General features: G+C 62.6%; 15 protein-coding genes and 6 pseudogenes. 7 read left to right on the top strand and 14 right to left on the bottom strand.

Annotated elements, in window-relative coordinates; translation table 11 throughout:
• Positions 1-148: 148 nt before the first annotated feature.
• Positions 149-367 (bottom strand): helix-turn-helix domain-containing protein, encoded by a 219-nt coding sequence (locus tag ACFQH2_RS09335; RefSeq protein WP_377052982.1) that lies wholly within the window; start codon positions 365-367, stop codon positions 149-151.
• A gap of 460 nt (positions 368-827) precedes the next feature.
• Here ACFQH2_RS09335 and ACFQH2_RS09340 point away from each other — a divergent pair, with 460 nt between their 5' ends.
• The 3 genes and pseudogenes from ACFQH2_RS09340 to ACFQH2_RS09350 all read left to right on the top strand — a co-directional run bounded on the left by ACFQH2_RS09340 (position 828) and on the right by ACFQH2_RS09350 (position 2278).
• Positions 828-1232: a universal stress protein gene (locus tag ACFQH2_RS09340; RefSeq protein ID WP_377052984.1), complete on the top strand. Its 405-nt coding sequence runs from the start codon at positions 828-830 to the stop codon at positions 1230-1232.
• Positions 1233-1310: 78 nt separating this feature from the next.
• Positions 1311-1731 (top strand): annotated as a pseudogene (locus tag ACFQH2_RS09345) (universal stress protein).
• A gap of 97 nt (positions 1732-1828) precedes the next feature.
• The gene (locus ACFQH2_RS09350) at positions 1829-2278 is read left to right on the top strand and encodes a universal stress protein (protein ID WP_377052986.1); all 450 of its coding nucleotides are present in this window, start codon (positions 1829-1831) and stop codon (positions 2276-2278) included.
• Positions 2279-2309: 31 nt separating this feature from the next.
• Here the strand turns inward: ACFQH2_RS09350 and ACFQH2_RS09355 are convergent, their stop codons facing one another.
• Positions 2310-3527 carry a CBS domain-containing protein gene (locus tag ACFQH2_RS09355; RefSeq protein ID WP_377052988.1) on the bottom strand — a complete coding sequence of 406 codons (1218 nt, stop codon included), beginning with the start codon at positions 3525-3527 and terminating at the stop codon, positions 2310-2312.
• 145 nt (positions 3528-3672) lie between these two features.
• Positions 3673-4307: pseudogene (locus ACFQH2_RS09360) on the bottom strand (phosphoribosyltransferase).
• 104 nt (positions 4308-4411) lie between these two features.
• Here ACFQH2_RS09360 and ACFQH2_RS09365 point away from each other — a divergent pair.
• Positions 4412-5052 (top strand): annotated as a pseudogene (locus tag ACFQH2_RS09365) (dienelactone hydrolase family protein).
• 106 nt (positions 5053-5158) lie between these two features.
• Here the strand turns inward: ACFQH2_RS09365 and ACFQH2_RS09370 are convergent.
• From ACFQH2_RS09370 to ACFQH2_RS09395, 6 genes and pseudogenes are all read right to left on the bottom strand, one after another.
• Positions 5159-5755: an HAD family hydrolase gene (locus tag ACFQH2_RS09370; protein WP_377076664.1), complete on the bottom strand. Its 597-nt coding sequence runs from the start codon at positions 5753-5755 to the stop codon at positions 5159-5161.
• A gap of 102 nt (positions 5756-5857) precedes the next feature.
• The gene (locus ACFQH2_RS09375; RefSeq protein WP_377052996.1) at positions 5858-6619 is read right to left on the bottom strand and encodes a proteasome assembly chaperone family protein; all 762 of its coding nucleotides are present in this window, start codon (positions 6617-6619) and stop codon (positions 5858-5860) included.
• 135 nt (positions 6620-6754) lie between these two features.
• Positions 6755-7749: pseudogene (locus ACFQH2_RS09380) on the bottom strand (CapA family protein).
• A 91-nt stretch (positions 7750-7840) separates the two neighbouring features.
• Positions 7841-8041: a DUF2196 domain-containing protein gene (locus ACFQH2_RS09385; protein WP_377053000.1), complete on the bottom strand. Its 201-nt coding sequence runs from the start codon at positions 8039-8041 to the stop codon at positions 7841-7843.
• A gap of 99 nt (positions 8042-8140) precedes the next feature.
• A pseudogene (locus ACFQH2_RS09390) lies at positions 8141-9618 on the bottom strand (AMP phosphorylase).
• A 77-nt stretch (positions 9619-9695) separates the two neighbouring features.
• A complete protein-coding gene (locus tag ACFQH2_RS09395) occupies positions 9696-10577 on the bottom strand; it encodes a coenzyme F420-0:L-glutamate ligase (protein ID WP_377053004.1) in 882 nt (293 codons plus the stop codon).
• A gap of 178 nt (positions 10578-10755) precedes the next feature.
• On the opposite strand from ACFQH2_RS09395, the pseudogene fabG reads away from it, so the two are divergent.
• A pseudogene (gene fabG / locus ACFQH2_RS09400) lies at positions 10756-11525 on the top strand (3-oxoacyl-ACP reductase FabG).
• A gap of 93 nt (positions 11526-11618) precedes the next feature.
• Here fabG and ACFQH2_RS09405 read toward each other — a convergent pair.
• The gene (locus ACFQH2_RS09405; RefSeq protein WP_377053008.1) at positions 11619-12239 is read right to left on the bottom strand and encodes a SagB/ThcOx family dehydrogenase; all 621 of its coding nucleotides are present in this window, start codon (positions 12237-12239) and stop codon (positions 11619-11621) included.
• A 110-nt stretch (positions 12240-12349) separates the two neighbouring features.
• On the opposite strand from ACFQH2_RS09405, the gene ACFQH2_RS09410 reads away from it, so the two are divergent.
• Both ACFQH2_RS09410 and ACFQH2_RS09415 read left to right on the top strand, forming a co-directional pair.
• Complete coding sequence (locus ACFQH2_RS09410) at positions 12350-13216, top strand: universal stress protein (protein ID WP_377053010.1); 867 nt, start codon at positions 12350-12352, stop codon at positions 13214-13216.
• Between the two features lie 68 nt (positions 13217-13284).
• Positions 13285-13776: a universal stress protein gene (locus ACFQH2_RS09415; RefSeq protein ID WP_377053012.1), complete on the top strand. Its 492-nt coding sequence runs from the start codon at positions 13285-13287 to the stop codon at positions 13774-13776.
• Between the two features lie 60 nt (positions 13777-13836).
• Here the strand turns inward: ACFQH2_RS09415 and ACFQH2_RS09420 are convergent, their stop codons facing one another.
• The 4 genes from ACFQH2_RS09420 to ACFQH2_RS09435 are packed head-to-tail and all read right to left on the bottom strand — an operon-like array spanning position 13837 to position 16868.
• Positions 13837-14559: a 2-oxo acid dehydrogenase subunit E2 gene (locus ACFQH2_RS09420; RefSeq protein WP_377053014.1), complete on the bottom strand. Its 723-nt coding sequence runs from the start codon at positions 14557-14559 to the stop codon at positions 13837-13839.
• A gap of 6 nt (positions 14560-14565) precedes the next feature.
• A complete protein-coding gene (locus ACFQH2_RS09425) occupies positions 14566-14829 on the bottom strand; it encodes a lipoyl domain-containing protein (protein WP_377053015.1) in 264 nt (87 codons plus the stop codon).
• Positions 14830-15855 carry an alpha-ketoacid dehydrogenase subunit beta gene (locus ACFQH2_RS09430; protein WP_377053017.1) on the bottom strand — a complete coding sequence of 342 codons (1026 nt, stop codon included), beginning with the start codon at positions 15853-15855 and terminating at the stop codon, positions 14830-14832.
• On the bottom strand, positions 15855-16868 hold the full coding sequence (locus ACFQH2_RS09435) for a thiamine pyrophosphate-dependent dehydrogenase E1 component subunit alpha (protein WP_377057062.1): 1014 nt from the start codon (positions 16866-16868) through the stop codon (positions 15855-15857). Before ACFQH2_RS09435 ends, ACFQH2_RS09430 begins: the two co-directional genes overlap by 1 nt.
• Positions 16869-17112: the final 244 nt, after the last annotated feature.

Below are 17112 nucleotides of genomic sequence, written 5' to 3' on the forward strand. Positions count from 1 at the left end.
GACGAAGAGATCATCGCCTATCACGTCATCGGTCTGATCGAGTCCGGACCTGGCCTCATCGAAGTCCTGCCTCCGCGGTTCGAAGACGGTCCCTCCCGGATCCGTCTCGTGGAGTACTGGTGCGAGTGGCGAGGGCAGGCCGAGGATATCAGTCACAGCAGTAGCCATTCTCCGCTTGCTGCACCAATCCTCTGGACGTGAGGGTTTCGAGAACGCTAAACAGCGTCAGTTTCGGGATATCGAGCCTCCGTTGCAGTTCACTCACCGCGGCCTCGTCGGTGGTGGTGAGGTACAGATACACCAACTTTGCATCGGCTGAGTCCAGTTCGTCCGGCAGCGAAAGCCTCGGTTCGGCACTGGATTTCATGCACTAGTCTACCGGTTGCCTCGGTCTTCGTTATATTACAGATACCGCAGGACGCTGTATGGACGGAAACGATCTGGCTGGCGAACAAGTGTAGCTTTCCGAGTGGTCCGGTTGATCCCGCTGAGGTGGTCTGTCTCGGAAGTCCAGGGTTCGCACGAGGGTAAGTGAGGTGGTAGTGACAGATCTGCATTGACAGTCGTACCGTTGTAATAAAAGCGTGAATACTGCAAGCCAGAGCGAATAATAAGCTTAGTGAGAAGTATACTAGTCTTACCGAGAACGATTGGCGCATTTCGGCATCTCGAACGGGATACTCGCGACCAGTTCGACGCCACAGCGTAACTCCTGTATCCGGGCCGCGAACGAGTCTGAAGCCTACTGATCAAACGGGTTACTGTACTGTTGCTCGCTCTACAGAGCTAAACGTATTTATTGCTGTCAGTCGTCTACATACCACCCCATGTATGATAGAATCCTCGTAGCAACGGATGGGAGTAACTCGGCAGAGCGGGCGATCTATCAGGCTCTAGACCTGGCGAAGACGTTCGATGCTGAGCTATACGGCATCTCCGTTATCGATACCCGCCGGTACGGCGATTCGATGCTATCCGATTCGGAACAGGTCCTCGGCGACCTCGAGGAGCATGCCGACGAACTCCTGGAGGACGTGCGTTCCCGGGCCGACCTCGATGTCACGACCGAGTTGCGTGAGGGTCGCCCACACGTCGAGATCGCGGAGTACGCGACGGAGATCGATGCTGACCTGATCGTACTCGGGAACCGGGGTATGGGGAGCGGTGAGGATATCGGTAGCACCGCCGAACGCGTCGTCAGGAACGTCGCCCGGCCCGTGCTCACGGCCTGATCTCGCTCCCACTGCCGTCGTATCATCCGACAGTAAACGACCTATTTGACAACTTTCGTCGTAATTAAACGTGTGAAAATGTACGAAACGATTCTGGTACCCACCGATGGCAGCGAACCGGCGAACAGAGCAGTAGAACACGCGCTGGAACTCGCCGACCGGTACGACGCCCACGTGCACACGATCTACTGTGTCGAAACGAATCGGTACGGCCAACCCGCGTTGAGCAGCAGCGAACTCGTCCTCGACGACCTCGAGGATCGAGGGGCGACGATGCTGAGACGAGGTCGACGACCGGGCAGCGGATATCGGCATCGAGAGCGACCAGACAGTGTGTCGCGGGGGGCCCTGGGAAGAAGTCCACAAGAAGGCACTCGAAATCGATGCGGATCTGATCGTCATCGGATCCCGGGGACAGAGCCACCAGCGAACGGGCAGAATCGGTAGCATCGCGGAGCGGATACTCCGAAGTCCGGATCGGCCCGTGTTGACTGTCTGATCGGCCCGGAACTACGGACCCCATCCGTTCGAGATCCCATCGCGAGGATCGGAACTCCGCCTCGACATTTACGTACACTCAGGTCGAACGTACACCTATGAGGTGTCTCGTCGCCGTCGACGGCTCTTCCGAGTCAGAAACAGCACTCGCGTTCGCGACCGACATCGCGGATGCGACGGACGGAGCGATTACGATGGTGCACGCGGTCGACCCCACCGTCTACGAGGAGGGCGGGACCGAACCGATATCGTCGCTCTCGGATGCGGACCAGCGACTGATCATCGAGAGCGTCGAAGAGGCCGAACAGCGTGGGCTGGACCTGCTCGACGAGGCTGCCGCCTTCGCGGACGAACTGGGCCACAGCGTGGAAACCGAACTGCTCTACGGCGATCCGGTCGCGGAGATCTCCGGCTACGCCGAGAGCCAGGAATTCGACATCATCTTTGTCGGCCACCATGGCCTCTCCCAGCAGACCGAGCGGGTTCTCGGTAGCATTGCGAAGTCACTCGTCGAGCGCGCGACCGTCCCCGTAACAGTCGTCCGCTGACTGCGTCGCGTGGGTAGGGTCGCGTCGTCAGCTAGCTCTCTAGCAGCCAGCCAAACCGTTTGTCCCAGAACTCCTTGTCCGGGGGCTTTTTGCTTCGACCGTGGGTCTTCTGATCACGGATCTGGCGCTCGATGATCTCTCTGGCCTCGTTGAACGCATGGCTCGCTCCGTATCCCTCACCCGAAGCGATATAGAGCCCCTGGTCGGTGTGAAGCCGAACGCGAGCGAGCAGCAGCGGGACGCCACGTAGCCGCTCGTCGTGTTTGTGAAAGTGGACCTTGGCGTCGAGGACGTTCATGCCGTGGTCCCGATCGTCGAACTTGTCGATCATCGCAACGATGTCGTCGTAACTCAGATCGTCGACCATCTCGATGCCGTAGATCTGGACGCTTCGGTTCCCACCGGCTTCCCACGTCAGCGCGTCGAGGGCGTCCGTTTTCGTCACGATCCCGTGTGGCGACCCGTCCTCGGTGACGACCAGCGATGACGCGCCGGCTTCGAACATGTCTGCGACCGCCTCGTCGAGGGTTGCACTCGGGTGAATCCCCTTGACGGGTTCGGTCATGACGTCCCGGATCGGCAGATCCAGCATCCGATCGCTCTCGCCCTCGCGCGCGCCGTAGCCGCCGCGCCGTGACCGAGCAGTGCTCGAGGAAATCTCACCGCCGAACGGGTCGGTTCCACCGGCATCGCCGCCCTGGCTCTGCACCTCGGCTCTGATCGTGAGATCCGTTATATCGTACAGGCTGAGGATACCGACCGCCGTGTCGTCCTCGACGACCGGGAGATGCGTGATCCGGTTGCTCCGGAAGGTGTTGATCGCGTCACCGAGCGTCGAGTCAGGATCGAGCGTGACGAGATCGGAGGAGTGAGCCTCCGCGACGGTCGCCGCATCGAGGAACGGCTCGACCTTCCGGAGGATATCATCGACTGTGACGACGCCGATCAGTTCTCGCCCCTCGAACACGGGCAGGATCTGTGCATCGGTGTCGATCATTAGCTGTGCGACTTCGCGGATATCCTCGTCCGGTGCGAGTCGTGGGACGTGCCAGACCAGCGAGCCCAACTTTTCGTTCGGCTGATGATGCGAGGAGGCGAGTTGTTTTCTGGTCACGACGCCCTCGAACTCGTCGCCACGGACGAGGACGCCCTTGACGTCGGAATCCTCGAACGTTCCGACCAGTTTCGAGACTGACGCTTCCGGATCCAGTTCGACGTACTCCGTCGAGACGATGTCGGCTATATTCATCTGGAATCGATATTACAATACTGGCAGTTGTGTCGCGATACTGTCACGGTCGCTTCCACAGGTGTAGTTCGATAGCTGTTCACAAGTATTCGAGGGTACTCGCGAGACGGCGGGTGGACGAACCACCCGCACGTACCGACGGTGATCAGTCCTCGAGATAGGTCATTGCCTCCTCGTCCGAGACCTGATCGAAGCGCTCGTAAAACTGTCCGACGCTTCTGAAGCCACTCGGCGTCTGGAGACAGACCACCTCGTTTGACTCTTCCAGTTCGGTGATCCTACCCGGCGGCCCGACCGGCACCGCCAGTACGATACGGTCCGCATCGGTGGCGTTGAGGCGCTTGAGGCAGGCCCGAACGGTCGATCCCGTCGCTACGCCGTCGTCGACGACGACGAGGGTTTTGTCAGCCAGATCCGGGGCGGATCGGTCTCCCCGATACCGCTCGGCTTTCTGGCGGGCGTTCTCCGCTTCCTCTTCGCGCTGTCGCTCGAAGTATTCTTCGTCGGCACCAGTCCCACGGATGGCCTCTTCGTTTCGCCAGACGCTTCCGTCGCTTGCGACCGCGCCGATAGCGTACTCCGGATTGCCCGGGGCACCGATCTTCTTCGCGACGACGATATCCAGCGGTGCATCGAGCGCATCTGCAACTGCCCGTCCCAGCGGAAGCCCCCTCTCGGAATCGCGAGGACGATGTCGGCATCGATCTCTCGCTCCCGGAGTGCGTCCGCGAGTTGTTCTCCCGCGTCTGTCCGGTCTTTGAATCGCTGAGATGGCACCATCGTTTGCAAATACGTCGCGAATCCGCATAATACACGGGTGTAGGGGCTCGGTCGAGCCTGAAACACCCCCGTCGGTAAATATCCTGGTTGCAGTATCTCCACGTATGACACAGTCCGACGAACAGCTCGTCTCGATACCGGTCGATGGCGTCGAACTGGAAGGAATGCTCGAAGTGCCGGCTGACGCGTCAGGAGTAGTCGTCTTCGCACATGGAAGCGGCTCCAGCCGAAAGAGCCCGCGGAACAACTTCGTCGCGGACACGATCCGAAATCGAGGTCTCGGAACGCTGTTGTTCGATCTGCTCACCGAGGAGGAAGACCAGGTGCGTGAGAACCGCTTCGATATCGAACTGTTGACGGACCGTCTCATAGCGGCGACCGACTGGCTGTGGGACCGGGACGGAACCCGCGACGTGAACGTCGGATACTTCGGCTCGAGCACGGGCGCTGCGTCCGCACTTCGGGCGACGGTCCGTCGGGGAAACGACGTGGACGCTGTCGTCTCGCGCGGTGGCCGGGTCGATCTGCCTCGGAAGTGCTTGACGACGTCGACGTCCCGACGCTGTTCATCGTCGGTGGTGCCGATACACAGGTGCTCGAACTCAACCGGGACGCGCTGGAACAACTCACCTGTCGGAACGAGGTACACGTCGTCGAGGGTGCGGGCCACCTGTTCGAGGAAGAGCACGAACTCGAAGAAGTGGCCGATATCGCGGCCGACTGGTTCGTCGAAACACTGGACTGACCCCTCGGGTCCGAGCGCGGCAGCGCTCCGAAAGGAGCGCCTCGAAAACGTGGACGGCTCAGTCCGTGTCGATGATGTCGTGTTGTTCGAAGTACAGCCGCAACTTTCAGATCGAGGTCACGACCACGTCACAGTGGGGCTCGACGACAGGGTCCGGTTTGAATCCGATAGCGGTTCCCGCCGTCTGGAGCATCGGGAGGTCCATGATCCCATCGCCAACTGCCAGCGTCGCTTCGAGCGGCGTTCCCTCGGAGAGCGCGATTTCTTCGAGCGCCTGGTGTTTCGTCCCATCCAGGAGGGGGCCGTCGACTCCACCTGTCACTGCATCGTTTTCCAGCATGAGTCGGTTTGCGACGAGGTGGTCGACAGTTACGTCCGCTTGCTCGAAGGCCATCCCGATGCCGCGCTCGAGACTCCCAGTGACGACGGCGACTGCCATGCCGGACCGGCGGAGATCTGCGAGCAACTCCGGGACATCGTCACGTAGCTTGCACCGCTGAAACGCCGACATGACCTGATCTCTCGGCATCCCTTCCAGTAGCGAAACCCGTTGACGGAACGTCTGCTCGAACGAGCCATCATCCGGACTCGCCTGCTCCGCAGGCTCCGCCATCTCGCCGGCTACGTCGTACTCCCTGCCCAGAAGGAGCGTGGTATCTGATCGAGTGAGCGTCCCGTCGAAGTCGAAGACGACCAGAGACATATGCGTCACTTCGCTCGCTGACAGTATAATACCGCCACGTCAAACGGTTCGACCTGGTCGACAGTACGTCCTGCATCGGCCGACACTGACTAATTCTGCCGCTTACTGGAACATCCCTCTCTGGACCTGCTGTTGCTGGTCCTGTTGTTCCTCGGCCATCTGCTGGTACTGCTGGGCGACCTGTTGCATCCGCTCTCTGATCTCGTCAGCCTGTTCTTCGAGCTGTGTCGTCTCGATATCGAACTCGACGAGTGGCTCCAGTGCCGTCTCTATCACCGCCCTCGCCGCCTCGGGATCCGGCAGAAACGGGTGGGACCGAACGATCAGGAGCGCTGCCGGGACGTCAGCGTGGTAACACGCCTGCACCAGCGCACCCGTGATTCCGCCGACGAGTCCGGGGTCGTCCGGCACCGAGATTCCGGCTTCGATAAGTTCGTTTTTGAGCGCCTCGGTCGTCGCAACGCCGGTCACCCGACCGATTCCTTCTTCGGACTCCGCCGGTGCCCCCGCGAGAAAGACCGCGCGGCTGAACTCCTCCGCGAGTTCTTCGAGCACGCATTGTGAGAGTGGCTCGAACGACGGGGCCGGAAGCGCAATATCGCTTTCGAGAGTCATCACTGCCGGATCCGAGCCACTGTACACCCGAACGAGATCATGAACCCGTCCGTTTTCGAAGGTCACGGCAGGAGGGAACTCCTTGGAGGTGATGTTCCCGACGTGTTCAAGCCCGAGTTGTTCCGTGACCTGATCGACGGCAATCGCTGCGACGAGGCCGTGACCGGGTAATCCTTCGATAAGCGTCGGCGACGCTTTCGGCATCTCTGCTACCTCCTCGAACTCCGCGGCAGTAGTTTCGTTCGTCATACATGTACATGCTTCAACGGCATCGGATATGATCGTATGGATGAACCATGCTGTGGCACATGCGACCCGAATACGGCTACTGAGCCATCGGTTGCGTTTACTGCCATCCGACGGCAAGCGCAGTTGCGAGACGCCTCACTCATCCAGTGAGAGGACGAGTTCCTCGCCCTCCTGTTCGAACGCCGTTCCGAACTCACTGGATAGCGACCGCATCCGGTCGCGGCTCCACTGTGCTGAGTCCGGGGCGACCGCGTGCACCGCACAGTCGTCGATCCCGGTCGGAGCCAGACGGAGTTCCGTTAGCCGCCCGTCGGCGGTACTGGAGAGTTCGAACAGGAAGCTTCGATCGTTACGGAGACGGTCGTCGACCGCGTAATCGTCGACGAAGTCCCCCGTATCGTACAGGATCGGTTTCCCGTCGTACACCTCGATTCCGTGGAAGACGTGCGCGCTGTGGCCGTGGATCACGTCGACACCTTGGTCGACGAGCCACCGTCCGAATTTCCTGAACGAATCGGGGGTTCTTCGACCATGTTCGGCCCCCAGTGGAGCGACGCAACCAGGAGGTCGGGATCTTCCTGTCTGGCGCGGTCGAGCGCCTCCCGAACCCTCTCGCGCGTTTCGTCGTTGTCGACATCTATCTCGATGAACGCCGTCCCCGGCGAGGTGTCGTCGGCAGCGTACTCCGGGACGTTGTCGGTGAGGGAGACGATGGCAACGGTGAGGTCGTCGACGGTGACGAACGCGGGGTCCAGCGCGTCGTCGAGCGTTCGTCCGGCACCTGCGTGAGCGATGTCGGCATCGTCGAGTTCGTCGAGCGTGTCGCGGAGCGCTACCTCCCGGAAGTCCAGGACGTGGTTGTTCGCGAGCGCACAGTAGTCGACTCCGGCGCTCTCGAGTGCGGGCACCGCCCAGTCCGGGTCCGCCCGGAAATGAAACGGGCGGTAGGTTCGTTGCCACGGCTCACCCTGCGCCGATAGACAGCATTCGAGATTGACGAACAGGGCATCCTCGGACTGCAGGCGCTCGTGCATGCTCCCCCAGACCGCCTCAGGGGGTCGGCTCTGCTGGCGCTCGTCGACCAGTCGGCCGAGCATCACGTCGCCGGTCAGGCCGATCTGTGACACCATTTCCAGACACCCGGTCTCGCAGGACTAAAACGATGGAGGCTCGGTCGAGCGCGATCCGTCGTGCGGGTCACGGTCCCGAGGACGAGGAGCGTCATTGGCCCACATCCGGCCCGATCCGCTTGACGCGTCCGCGGACGCCGGATTTGAGTTTGACGAGTATCCCCTCGGGATGGGTTCGTTCGTCGGAGAGGATGGGACCGACCTCCCCGATGATGCGGTCGCCGTTCTCCTGTTCGACCTCCACGGTCATTCCCGTCATGAGTTCGTTCCGGGTCGGAAGGTCTGCAGACATGTTCAGAACATACGAGACGGCCCATCATAGAGGGAGGGTATCACCAGAAATCGAGGGCCACACCTCTTTGCTGCTGTGTCTGTCACTCCAGCGACGGGGTTATCGCCGCTCGACGAGCGCGTCGGCCTTGCTCCGTACCCGAACGGGTTCGAGGCGGTCGGCCAGCGTCTGCGCCTCGTCGAGTTTCGATGACTGCTCGGCGTAGATCGTATACAGCGGATCGTCAGCCTCGACCGCATCGCCGACCGACCGATGGATAACCAGTCCCGCTCGACTGTCGAGGGGGCACCCGCCCGTCGCGCGAGGTCGCAGAGCTGTCGGTTGTCGACGCGCGTCGTGAAGCCGGATCGCTCCGACCTGATGATCGTCGATTCGGTGCCGGGGCTGAGGTCGTCCGAGGTGATCTCTGGATCGCCGTTTTGGGCTTCGAGGATCCGACGGACCCGCTCCAGTGCCCGACCGGATTCGAGGATGTCGGTCGCCGACGCGTCGACGCCACAGTGATCGAGCAGCATCTCCGCAAGCCGAAGTGATTTCAGTCGGAGCGACTCCGGGCCATCCCCTTCCAGGACTGCGAGGACGTCCCTGGCTTCGAGGACGGGCCCGACGCCGCGGCCGATCGGATCAGTCCCGTGGGTGATCGCACAGGTGACATCAATATCCAGATGCGTACCGACGCCCTTGAAATCGTCCGCGAGTTCGCGTGCTTCGGCGAGGTTCTCGACTTTCGCGCCCTCCCCGTAGGGAATGTCGATCACGACGTGTGTCGAGCCTGCACTGCGCTTTTTCGAGAGCACTGATGCGATAACCTGTCCCGGCGGATCCATCGACAGCGGGTTCTCAGCGCGGATGATCCTGTCGTCGACGGGCGAGAGGTCCACGCCACCGCCCCAGACGAGACAGCCGTTCGTCTCGTCGACGATCGATTCGATCTCGTCGGTCGTGAACTCGACGTCACAGAACACCTCCATGACGTCCGCGGTTCCCGCCGGCGAGGTGACCGCACGAGAGGACGTTTTTGGCATCGTCAGCCCCGCTTCCGTGACGATCGAGACGATGATCGGCGTCACGCAGTTACCGGCCACGCCGCCGATGGAGTGTTTGTCCGCTACTACGGGGGCGTCCCACGTCAGCCGTTGTCCCACGTCGCTCATCGCCTGGGTCAGGTTTTTGGTCTCTTCGAGCGAGAGCCCGTTCGTGTACACGGCCGAGACGTACGCACTGAGTTCGATATCGGAAAGCCGGTTCTCGTGGATGTCCCGAACGATCGTATCGAGTTCGCGCGCCTCGAGTTCGATATCGTCCAGTTTCTTCCGGACGTACCGGACCGACTGGGGCGTTCCGGCGAGGCGCACGCCGACGGGGCCCCGAACGTGATCGATTGGTTCGGTGACGCCGATGGTTCCCGGTTCGACTAGCTTGTCGGTTCGCTTGACGATTCCTGTCGTCGCCCCGTCTGCGTGTTCGATCCGGACGCGGTCGAGTGGATGGGCACCCAGTTCGTCCGCGTCGCCGTTATTCAGCAGGACAATCGGGCGAGTCGTGCCGAGGTCGACGGTGTCGGCTTCGAGTTGCATGTGTCCATCTACGGTGTCCGCACAGAGATACCGATGGGGGAGAATCCGTCCGCTGGCCGAGGTCAGTAGCCTGCGATTCACCGACGGGACGGTATCGGCACTCGTTCGACGATGTTGACCTGCACGCTCTGTTTGACTGACGGCCAGAGCCCCTGGCGAACCAGTTCGGCGTCGCTCTCGATCCCGTCGCCCGCTTCGTAGTCGACACCGCGGACGAGGACGACCGGTGTTCGCTCGGCCGCCTGTCCAGAGAGTAGTGCTGCGCCGGCGGCGAGTTCGTCGGCGATCAGATCGACGCCGCCGAGTTTCGGGTTGCCGAAGAGGTCGGTCGCGCCGAAGTTACTGTCCACTGGCTCGATTCCGGCACAACCGATTGCGACGTCCACACTGCCGCCGTGGTGGCTGACCTCCGAATCTGCAAGCACGATTGCCACGTCCGTGCCTGTTCGATCCCGGATCTCCTCGCGAATCCGGCGGGCGCTCGCGTTCGGGTCGGGCGGCAGGAGCGTCGCCATTCTGTCGGGCGAGTTCGAGAGGTCAATCCCGGCGTTCGTGCAGAGCCGTCCGTTCCACAGTGTCACGAGCAGCGACGGCAGTGCTTCGAGGGCGTCTTCGGCCGCGTCGGAACTCACTGCCGCCGATTCGAGGAGTTCGGTGCCGATTTTAGAGACCGGAACCGCGCCGAGGAGCGTCGATTCCCGCAACACGAGTTCCGCCTCGCGCGGATCGACCCCTGTCACATCGGCGACCCGTCTGGCTGGGGGTGAGACGGTCAGGCTATCCAGATCGACCAGCAGTTCCTCCGCGAGCGAGACGACTTTCGACGAGACGACGAGGACGTCGTCGTCCTCCAGCGACGGGACATCGCTCTCGCCGGTCGCTCCGAGTATCAGGTCGACAAGGTCCTCGCCACCCTCCAGCAGTCCGATATCGATCCCGTAGTAGGTCATCTCACTCATATGTAGTGTGCCAACGAGAAGATACGTATATCCGGGCGATTGTTGCCTGGTAACTATGAGCGAACGGCACGAAGACCCACCCCGGAGGCGACAGTGACACCCTCGGTTGGCCTGAATGCCTGTCGACTACGTGGCACAATTACGGTCGCGTCCATCGTAGCCTCTCACGGAGCGAACTATGACTGTAGAGAACTCGATAGCAGTCGTCACTGGCGGTGCGCGCGGTATCGGGAAGGGAATCGGCGAGGTACTCGCTGAAAAGGGTGCGACGGTCGCACTGGCCGACGTGGACAAGAGCAAAGCGCAGGCGGCGGCCGACGAACTTCCGGGGAGTCGATGGCTGTCGGCGTCGACGTGACCGATCCGGCGGAGACGGAGGCGCTCGCAGCAATGGTCGTCGACGAGTACGGCCGGATCGACGTGCTGTGTGCCAACGCCGGTATCTTCCCGTCTGCCGACCTCGACGAGATGACGGTGGACGACTGGGACGAGGTCCTGGACGTCAACGCGAAGGGTATCTTCCTCTCGGTCCAGGCGTGTCTTCCCGCGATGCGGTCGCAGGACTACGGTCGGATCGTCCTCACCTCCTCGATCACCGGACCGATGGTCGGCTACCCTGGCTGGACCCACTACGCCGCCAGCAAAGCGGCGATTACGGGGTTCATGCGGACCGCGGCGATGGAGGTGGCAGACCAGGACATCACGATCAACGCCGTGCTACCCGGCAACATCCGCACCGGGGGCCTCGACGACCTCGGCGAGGAGTATCTGGACCGGATGCGAGCGTCGATCCCGAAGGGTGAACTCGGCACCCCCGAAGACATCGGTCACGCGGTCGCGTACCTCGCCTCCGAGGAAGCAGGCTACGTCACCGGCGCAAGCCTCGTCGTCGACGGCGGACAGACGCTTCCGGAATCCCAACTCGCCATCGAAGAGATCGGCGAGTGATGATCAGCCGGAGGAGTCACGAGACGGCCAACAGGTGTTCATCTTCCCACCACCCCGGTACTAGCTTGGCCGGGGGCGATAGAGAGCGCTGCGTCAGGCAGGCAACGGCTTACCGAACGGCAGCAAGTAGAGCGGATCCAGCCGATCCGGCAGGTCCAGCACCTCCGCCACCTCGGCGTCGGCAAACGCCCCGACTGGGCAGCTATTCAGATCGCGCAACTCGCAGACGAGATGAACGTTCTCGGCGGCGTGACCGGCCTCCATGTGGACGTACCGATCGCCGTGCTCCGGATACTGCCGCCGCGTGCGGTCGTAGTTCCCGGTCAGTACGATAGTCGTCGGAGCCTCTGCTATCACTTCCTGGTCTCCCGCCGCCCGCGTGAGTTCCTCGTGTACCGGTGCGGTCCCGCTGACATCGAGAGCGTGGCCGATCGGATCGTACTGGTAGACGCCCTGTTCGAGGTCCTCACAACCGCCCGGAGCGACTTCCAGAAACGTCGTGAGTGGGTACGTCGCGCCAGCACTCGGTGCCGCCCGCATCTGGACGCCGTCGGTGCGATGCGTGATCCCCTGTACAGCCCAGAGCAGTTGCGCTACGTCTTCCATCCCGACCGGAGACTCGGCGAATGCCCGACGACTCTCTCTGGATGCAATCGCTCGTTCGACGCTCGTTTGCCCGTCGGTATCGGGTCCGGGGAGTTCGATCTGAGCCATACCGGATGTCCTACCCTCGGAGAAAAATACTACCGACAGTTCTGAGTTCTGATAGCTTCGCGCCCCGACTACCGCCGGTATTGATGAGGACACGCGTCGAATCAGTCCATATGTTCAGAACCATGCTCGTTCCGACGGACGGTAGTCCGGGCGCCGAGGTGACGATCGAGCACGCGACCGAACTGGCCCAGGCGTACGGTGCGGCCGTCCACACGCTCTACGTCGTCGAGATGGGGGGCGAACCGGTCGGACTCTCCGGTGAGGACCCGTCCGAACTTCACGAGTCGTCCGAGCGGCGGGGACGGGAAGCGACGATCAGGATCGCCGAAGAGGCCGAACAGCACGGACTCGACGCCGCCCGGTCGGTACGCGAGGGAACCCCGTACAGAGCAATTCTCGACTACGTCGACGAGCACGACATCGACCTCGTCGTGATGGGAACACACGGGAGGACCGGGGCAGACCGAGTCCGTCTCGGCAGCACCACCGAACGCGTCCTCATGCGGTCCGAGATCCCAGTGCTATCGGTTCGACTGACCGACGACCCCGTCGAGGACGTGACCTACGACCGAATCGTCATCCCGACCGATGGGAGCGACGCGGCCGAACGGGCCGCAGAGACCGCACTCGACGTCGCCGAGAAATACGATGCCGACGTGCACGTCGTCTACGTCATCGATCCGACGACGTTCGACCTGGAAGACGCGCCCAGAAGCATCATCGGGATGCTCAAAGAGGGCGGACGGACCGCGACGGACGAGGTAGCCGCGATGGCGCGCGAACGGGGCCTCGACGCCGGGACGGACATTCTGCGTGGCGTCCCCAGTGAGGAACTGCTCGAGTACGCCTCGGGCGTCGATGCGGACCTCATAGCGATGGGCACTCGCGGACGAGCGGTCGGTTCGGGCCGCCTCATGGGGAGTACGACGGCCCGCGTCGTGCGTCGTTCGTCGATGCCAGTTCTGACCGTCGACTAGTCGGTCGATCGCTGGGCGAGACCGTATCGCCCCTTGGAGTTATTGCTCGATACCTCCTCGTACTAGACATGGCATTCGTCGTCCCGTTCGACGGCTCAGACCTCGCCGAAGCCGCACTCACAAGGGCAGTCGAGTACGCGCGCGTCCTCGACGAGGACGTGGTCGCTGTAACGGTCGTCCCCGAACGGAAACGCTACGGTCGGGAGAAGGGCTGGATCGACCCGGGCCAGTCCTACGACCCGGACGAGATCATTGAGTCCCTGCACGAACAGGTCCAGGAGCTAGCCCCCGAGGCATCGTTCGACTACGAGCGGATCCGGGAGTTCCCGCCCGAAGCGGAACTCGCCGGTCATATCGAACGGCTGGCTATGGAACACGACCCGAGCGTCCTCTTTCTGGGGAGCGACAACGTTGGCCGAGTGGTCACGCCGCTGACGAGTGTCGGCGTCCGCGTCGCCGCGGAGGACGTCTACGACGTGTTCGTCGTTCGTCGCGCGGATCCGCCGAACATCGACGCAATCGAGCCACACGAGGAGTTCTACGAGGACGAGTCGTCATAGCGAGCAGGGGTATGCAGGGATGTGGTACTGCCACAGCTCGCCGCCAGGCCTGCAGACCGCTCAAGAGGTCGTCTCAATGTACTGTGTGGCGTCCTCGACGTGCTCGGCCAGCGTCCCGAGGAAGCGGGCGGCGTCGGCGCCGTCGACCACCCGATGGTCGAAGCTCAGATCGAGTGTCAGTTGCCGGCGGAACTCGACGCCGCCGTCATCGTCACTGTCGCCCGGACGCGCCCGCTCGACGATTCGGCCAACGCCCAGAATCGCCACCTCGGGCGGATTGATGACCGGCGTGAACGAGTCGACGCCGAGGACGCCAAGGTTCGAGACGGTGATCGTCCCGCCCCTGAGATCGCTCATGTCGTACTCGCCGCGCTGGACGAGCTCCGTCAGGCGACGGCGCTCGGCGGCTATCTCGCCCGGTGACTTCGAGCCGACATCCGCGATCACCGGCGTGACGAGGCCGGCGTCGATATCGACGGCGACGCCGACGTTGTGCTCCTCGTAGCGCCGGTGCGTTCCGTCCTCGAACGTCCCGTTGAACGCGGGGTGGGACTCCAGTGCGTCCGAGAGCGCACTGAGCAAGACGTCGGTGAGCGAGACGGGATCGTCGAGGGCGTCCGCCGCTCGCACCAGCGCTTCGGCATCCACCTCGCGGCTCACAGTCACGTGAACGGCGTTCTGATAGCTCTCCTGCAGTCGGTTCGCGATGGTTCTACGCATCGGCCCGAGCGAGTGCTCCTCTGCAACCGTACGCGGGGCAGGGCCGTCGGTGTCGTCGCTCACACCGTTTCACCCCGGCTCGATCCAGGCGAGCGTATCGCCGATGGTAAACTCGTCGTCTTCCCCGCGAGCGATATCGACCAGCGTGCCATCAGTGGGTGCGAGGACGTCGATACTCACCTTTTCGACCTGGATCTCACAGAGCGTGTCGCCCTCGCTCACACTGGCCCCCTCGCTGGTGAACCAGTTGACGACGATGCCCTCCTCTTCGTCGACGTCCGCCGTCCACTCGCCGTCGGCGGTGACCGCGACCCCATCGGTAGCCTCGGACATCTATTGAAGATCCTGGACGGCGGTTTTAATGTCGTCAGCGTCCGGGATGACCTCGTCCTCCATGGGTCGGGCGTAGGGAATCGGGACGTCCGGAAGCGCGACCCGTTCGACGCTTTCGAGGTCGTCGAGCGCCTCATCGGCGACGCTGGCGACGATTTCGCCGGTCACGCCGAACGAGCGGTAATCCTCGTCGACGACGACCAGACTCCCTGTTTTCCGGACCGAGTCGACGACCGTCTCCGTGTCCAGCGGGACGAGCGTTCGGAGGTCAACCACCTCCGCGCTGATCCCGTCCTCGGCGAGCGACTCCGCCGCTTCGAGGGCGCGGTGGACGTGCAGGCCGAGGGTAACGACTGTCACGTCCGAGCCCTCGCGTTTGACGTCGGCGCTGCCGAACGGGATGGTGTAGTCGTCCTCTGGAACCGGCGTTTTCGGCCCGGTCGGGGCTGGCATCCAGCCGATGCCCATCAGGCGCTTGTGGAACATGTAGACGACCGGGTCGTCGTCGCGGATGGCGTTATGCATGAGTCCCTTCGCGTCGTAGGCGGTCGACGGGACGACGACTTTCATACCCGGGAGATGCGCGAAGGTGCCATAGAGCGTCTGGGAGTGCTGGGCGGCGTCGTTGTAGGTCCCGCCGACAGCAGTCGTGAGCACCATCGGGACGTTCACTGACCCGCCGCTCATGTAGGTGTTTTTCGCCATCTGGTTGTAGATCTGGTCCATCGCGACGCCGAAGAAGTCGACGAACATTAGCTCCGCAATCGGGCGCATTCCCGACTGTGCGGCACCGACTGCCGCGCCGAGATACGCCGTCTCGCTGATCGGGACGTCCATGATCCGATCGTAGCCGAACTCGTCGAGCAGGCCCTCGGTGCTGTCGAAGATGCCGCCGTAATCGGCGACGTCCTCGCCCATGTAGAACACGTCGTCGTTCTCGCGCATCTCGTGGCCGATCGCTTCGACCATCGCACGGCTCATCGTCAGTTCTCGCTCGATCGTTCGTTGTGGTTCCTGTTGTGCCATCAGTCGTCACCTCCTGTGAGTTCGAAGTCCGGTTCGGTCTCTGTCACGCCGGCCGGCGGGTTCACGAACACGTCGTCGTGTGCCTCTTCCGGGTCCGGCTTTGGCTGGTCTTTCGCCCACTCGATCGCCTCGTCGACGCGCTCGTGGGCAGCCGTCCGGATCTCCTCGAGCGTCTCGTCCGCCACGCCGTCCGCTCGGAGATCCTCGGCGAGGCGCTCGATCGAGTCCCGCTCTTCGGCGGCTTCCTGGTCCGCTTCGGATCGGTAGGTCTGCGGATCGCCCATGAAGTGGCCCATCCGCCGATGTACCTGTACCTCGATGAGCGTCGGTCCGTTGCGGTCTCGTGCCCGACCGATCGCCTCTCTCGCGGCGTCGTAGATAGCGATGGCGTCGTCCTGGTCGACGCGGACGCCGGGCATCTCGAACCCGCCTGCACGGTCGGAGCCCTCCCGGACGTCGGTGATCCGATCTTTGGGCATGCTGATCGCCCAGTCGTTGTCCTCGACGACGAACACGACCGGCAGGTTCTGGACGGCCGCGAGGTTCAACGATTCCAGAAAAGCGCCCTGGTCAATAGCGCCCTCGCCCAGGAACGCAACGGCAACGCTGTCCTCGTTGCGCTTTTTGGCTGCGAGGCCGGCACCCACGGCAGGCGGGCACCCCTCGGCGATGATGCCGCTACACGCGAAGTTGACGTCCGGGTCGAACAGGTGCATGTGGCCGCCCTTGCCCTTCCCGAGTCCCGATTCACGGCCGAATATCTCGGCGGTCATCGGCTTCAGATCGACGCCTTTCGCGATGGCGATATGGTGCGGTCGGTGGGGAGCAGTCACCGTGTCGTCGTCGCGCAGGTGTTGACAGACGCCCGCGCCGGACGCCTCGTGACCGGCGGCGAGATGCAGTTCGCCCGGGATCGGTCCTGCCGAGATGTCAAAGGCCGGTTGCTTTCCCTCCAGGTACTCCTCCTGGAGTCGCTCTTCGTAATACCTGGCCGTCACCATGTCCTCGTACATCTCTTTCAACCGCGGTGTGTTAACAACCATTACAATACTGGTCTCATCGTAACGGACATAATAACTACGTGCGGGTTCGTTGCCGGGAGGTTACTTCCGGGAGATAACTGGGGGCAAGCACAAACGGTGGTTCCAACAGATCAGAAACGGCCACACGACCATACCGGCCGAAACACCGTCAGCTAGCCGCCCCTACAGTCGGACGAGCAGTGGTTTTACCATCTGACTGCATAGTTCTCAGTAT

The sequence above is a fragment of the Natronoarchaeum sp. GCM10025703 genome (assembly GCF_042661985.1).
Lineage (GTDB): Archaea > Halobacteriota > Halobacteria > Halobacteriales > Natronoarchaeaceae > Natranaeroarchaeum.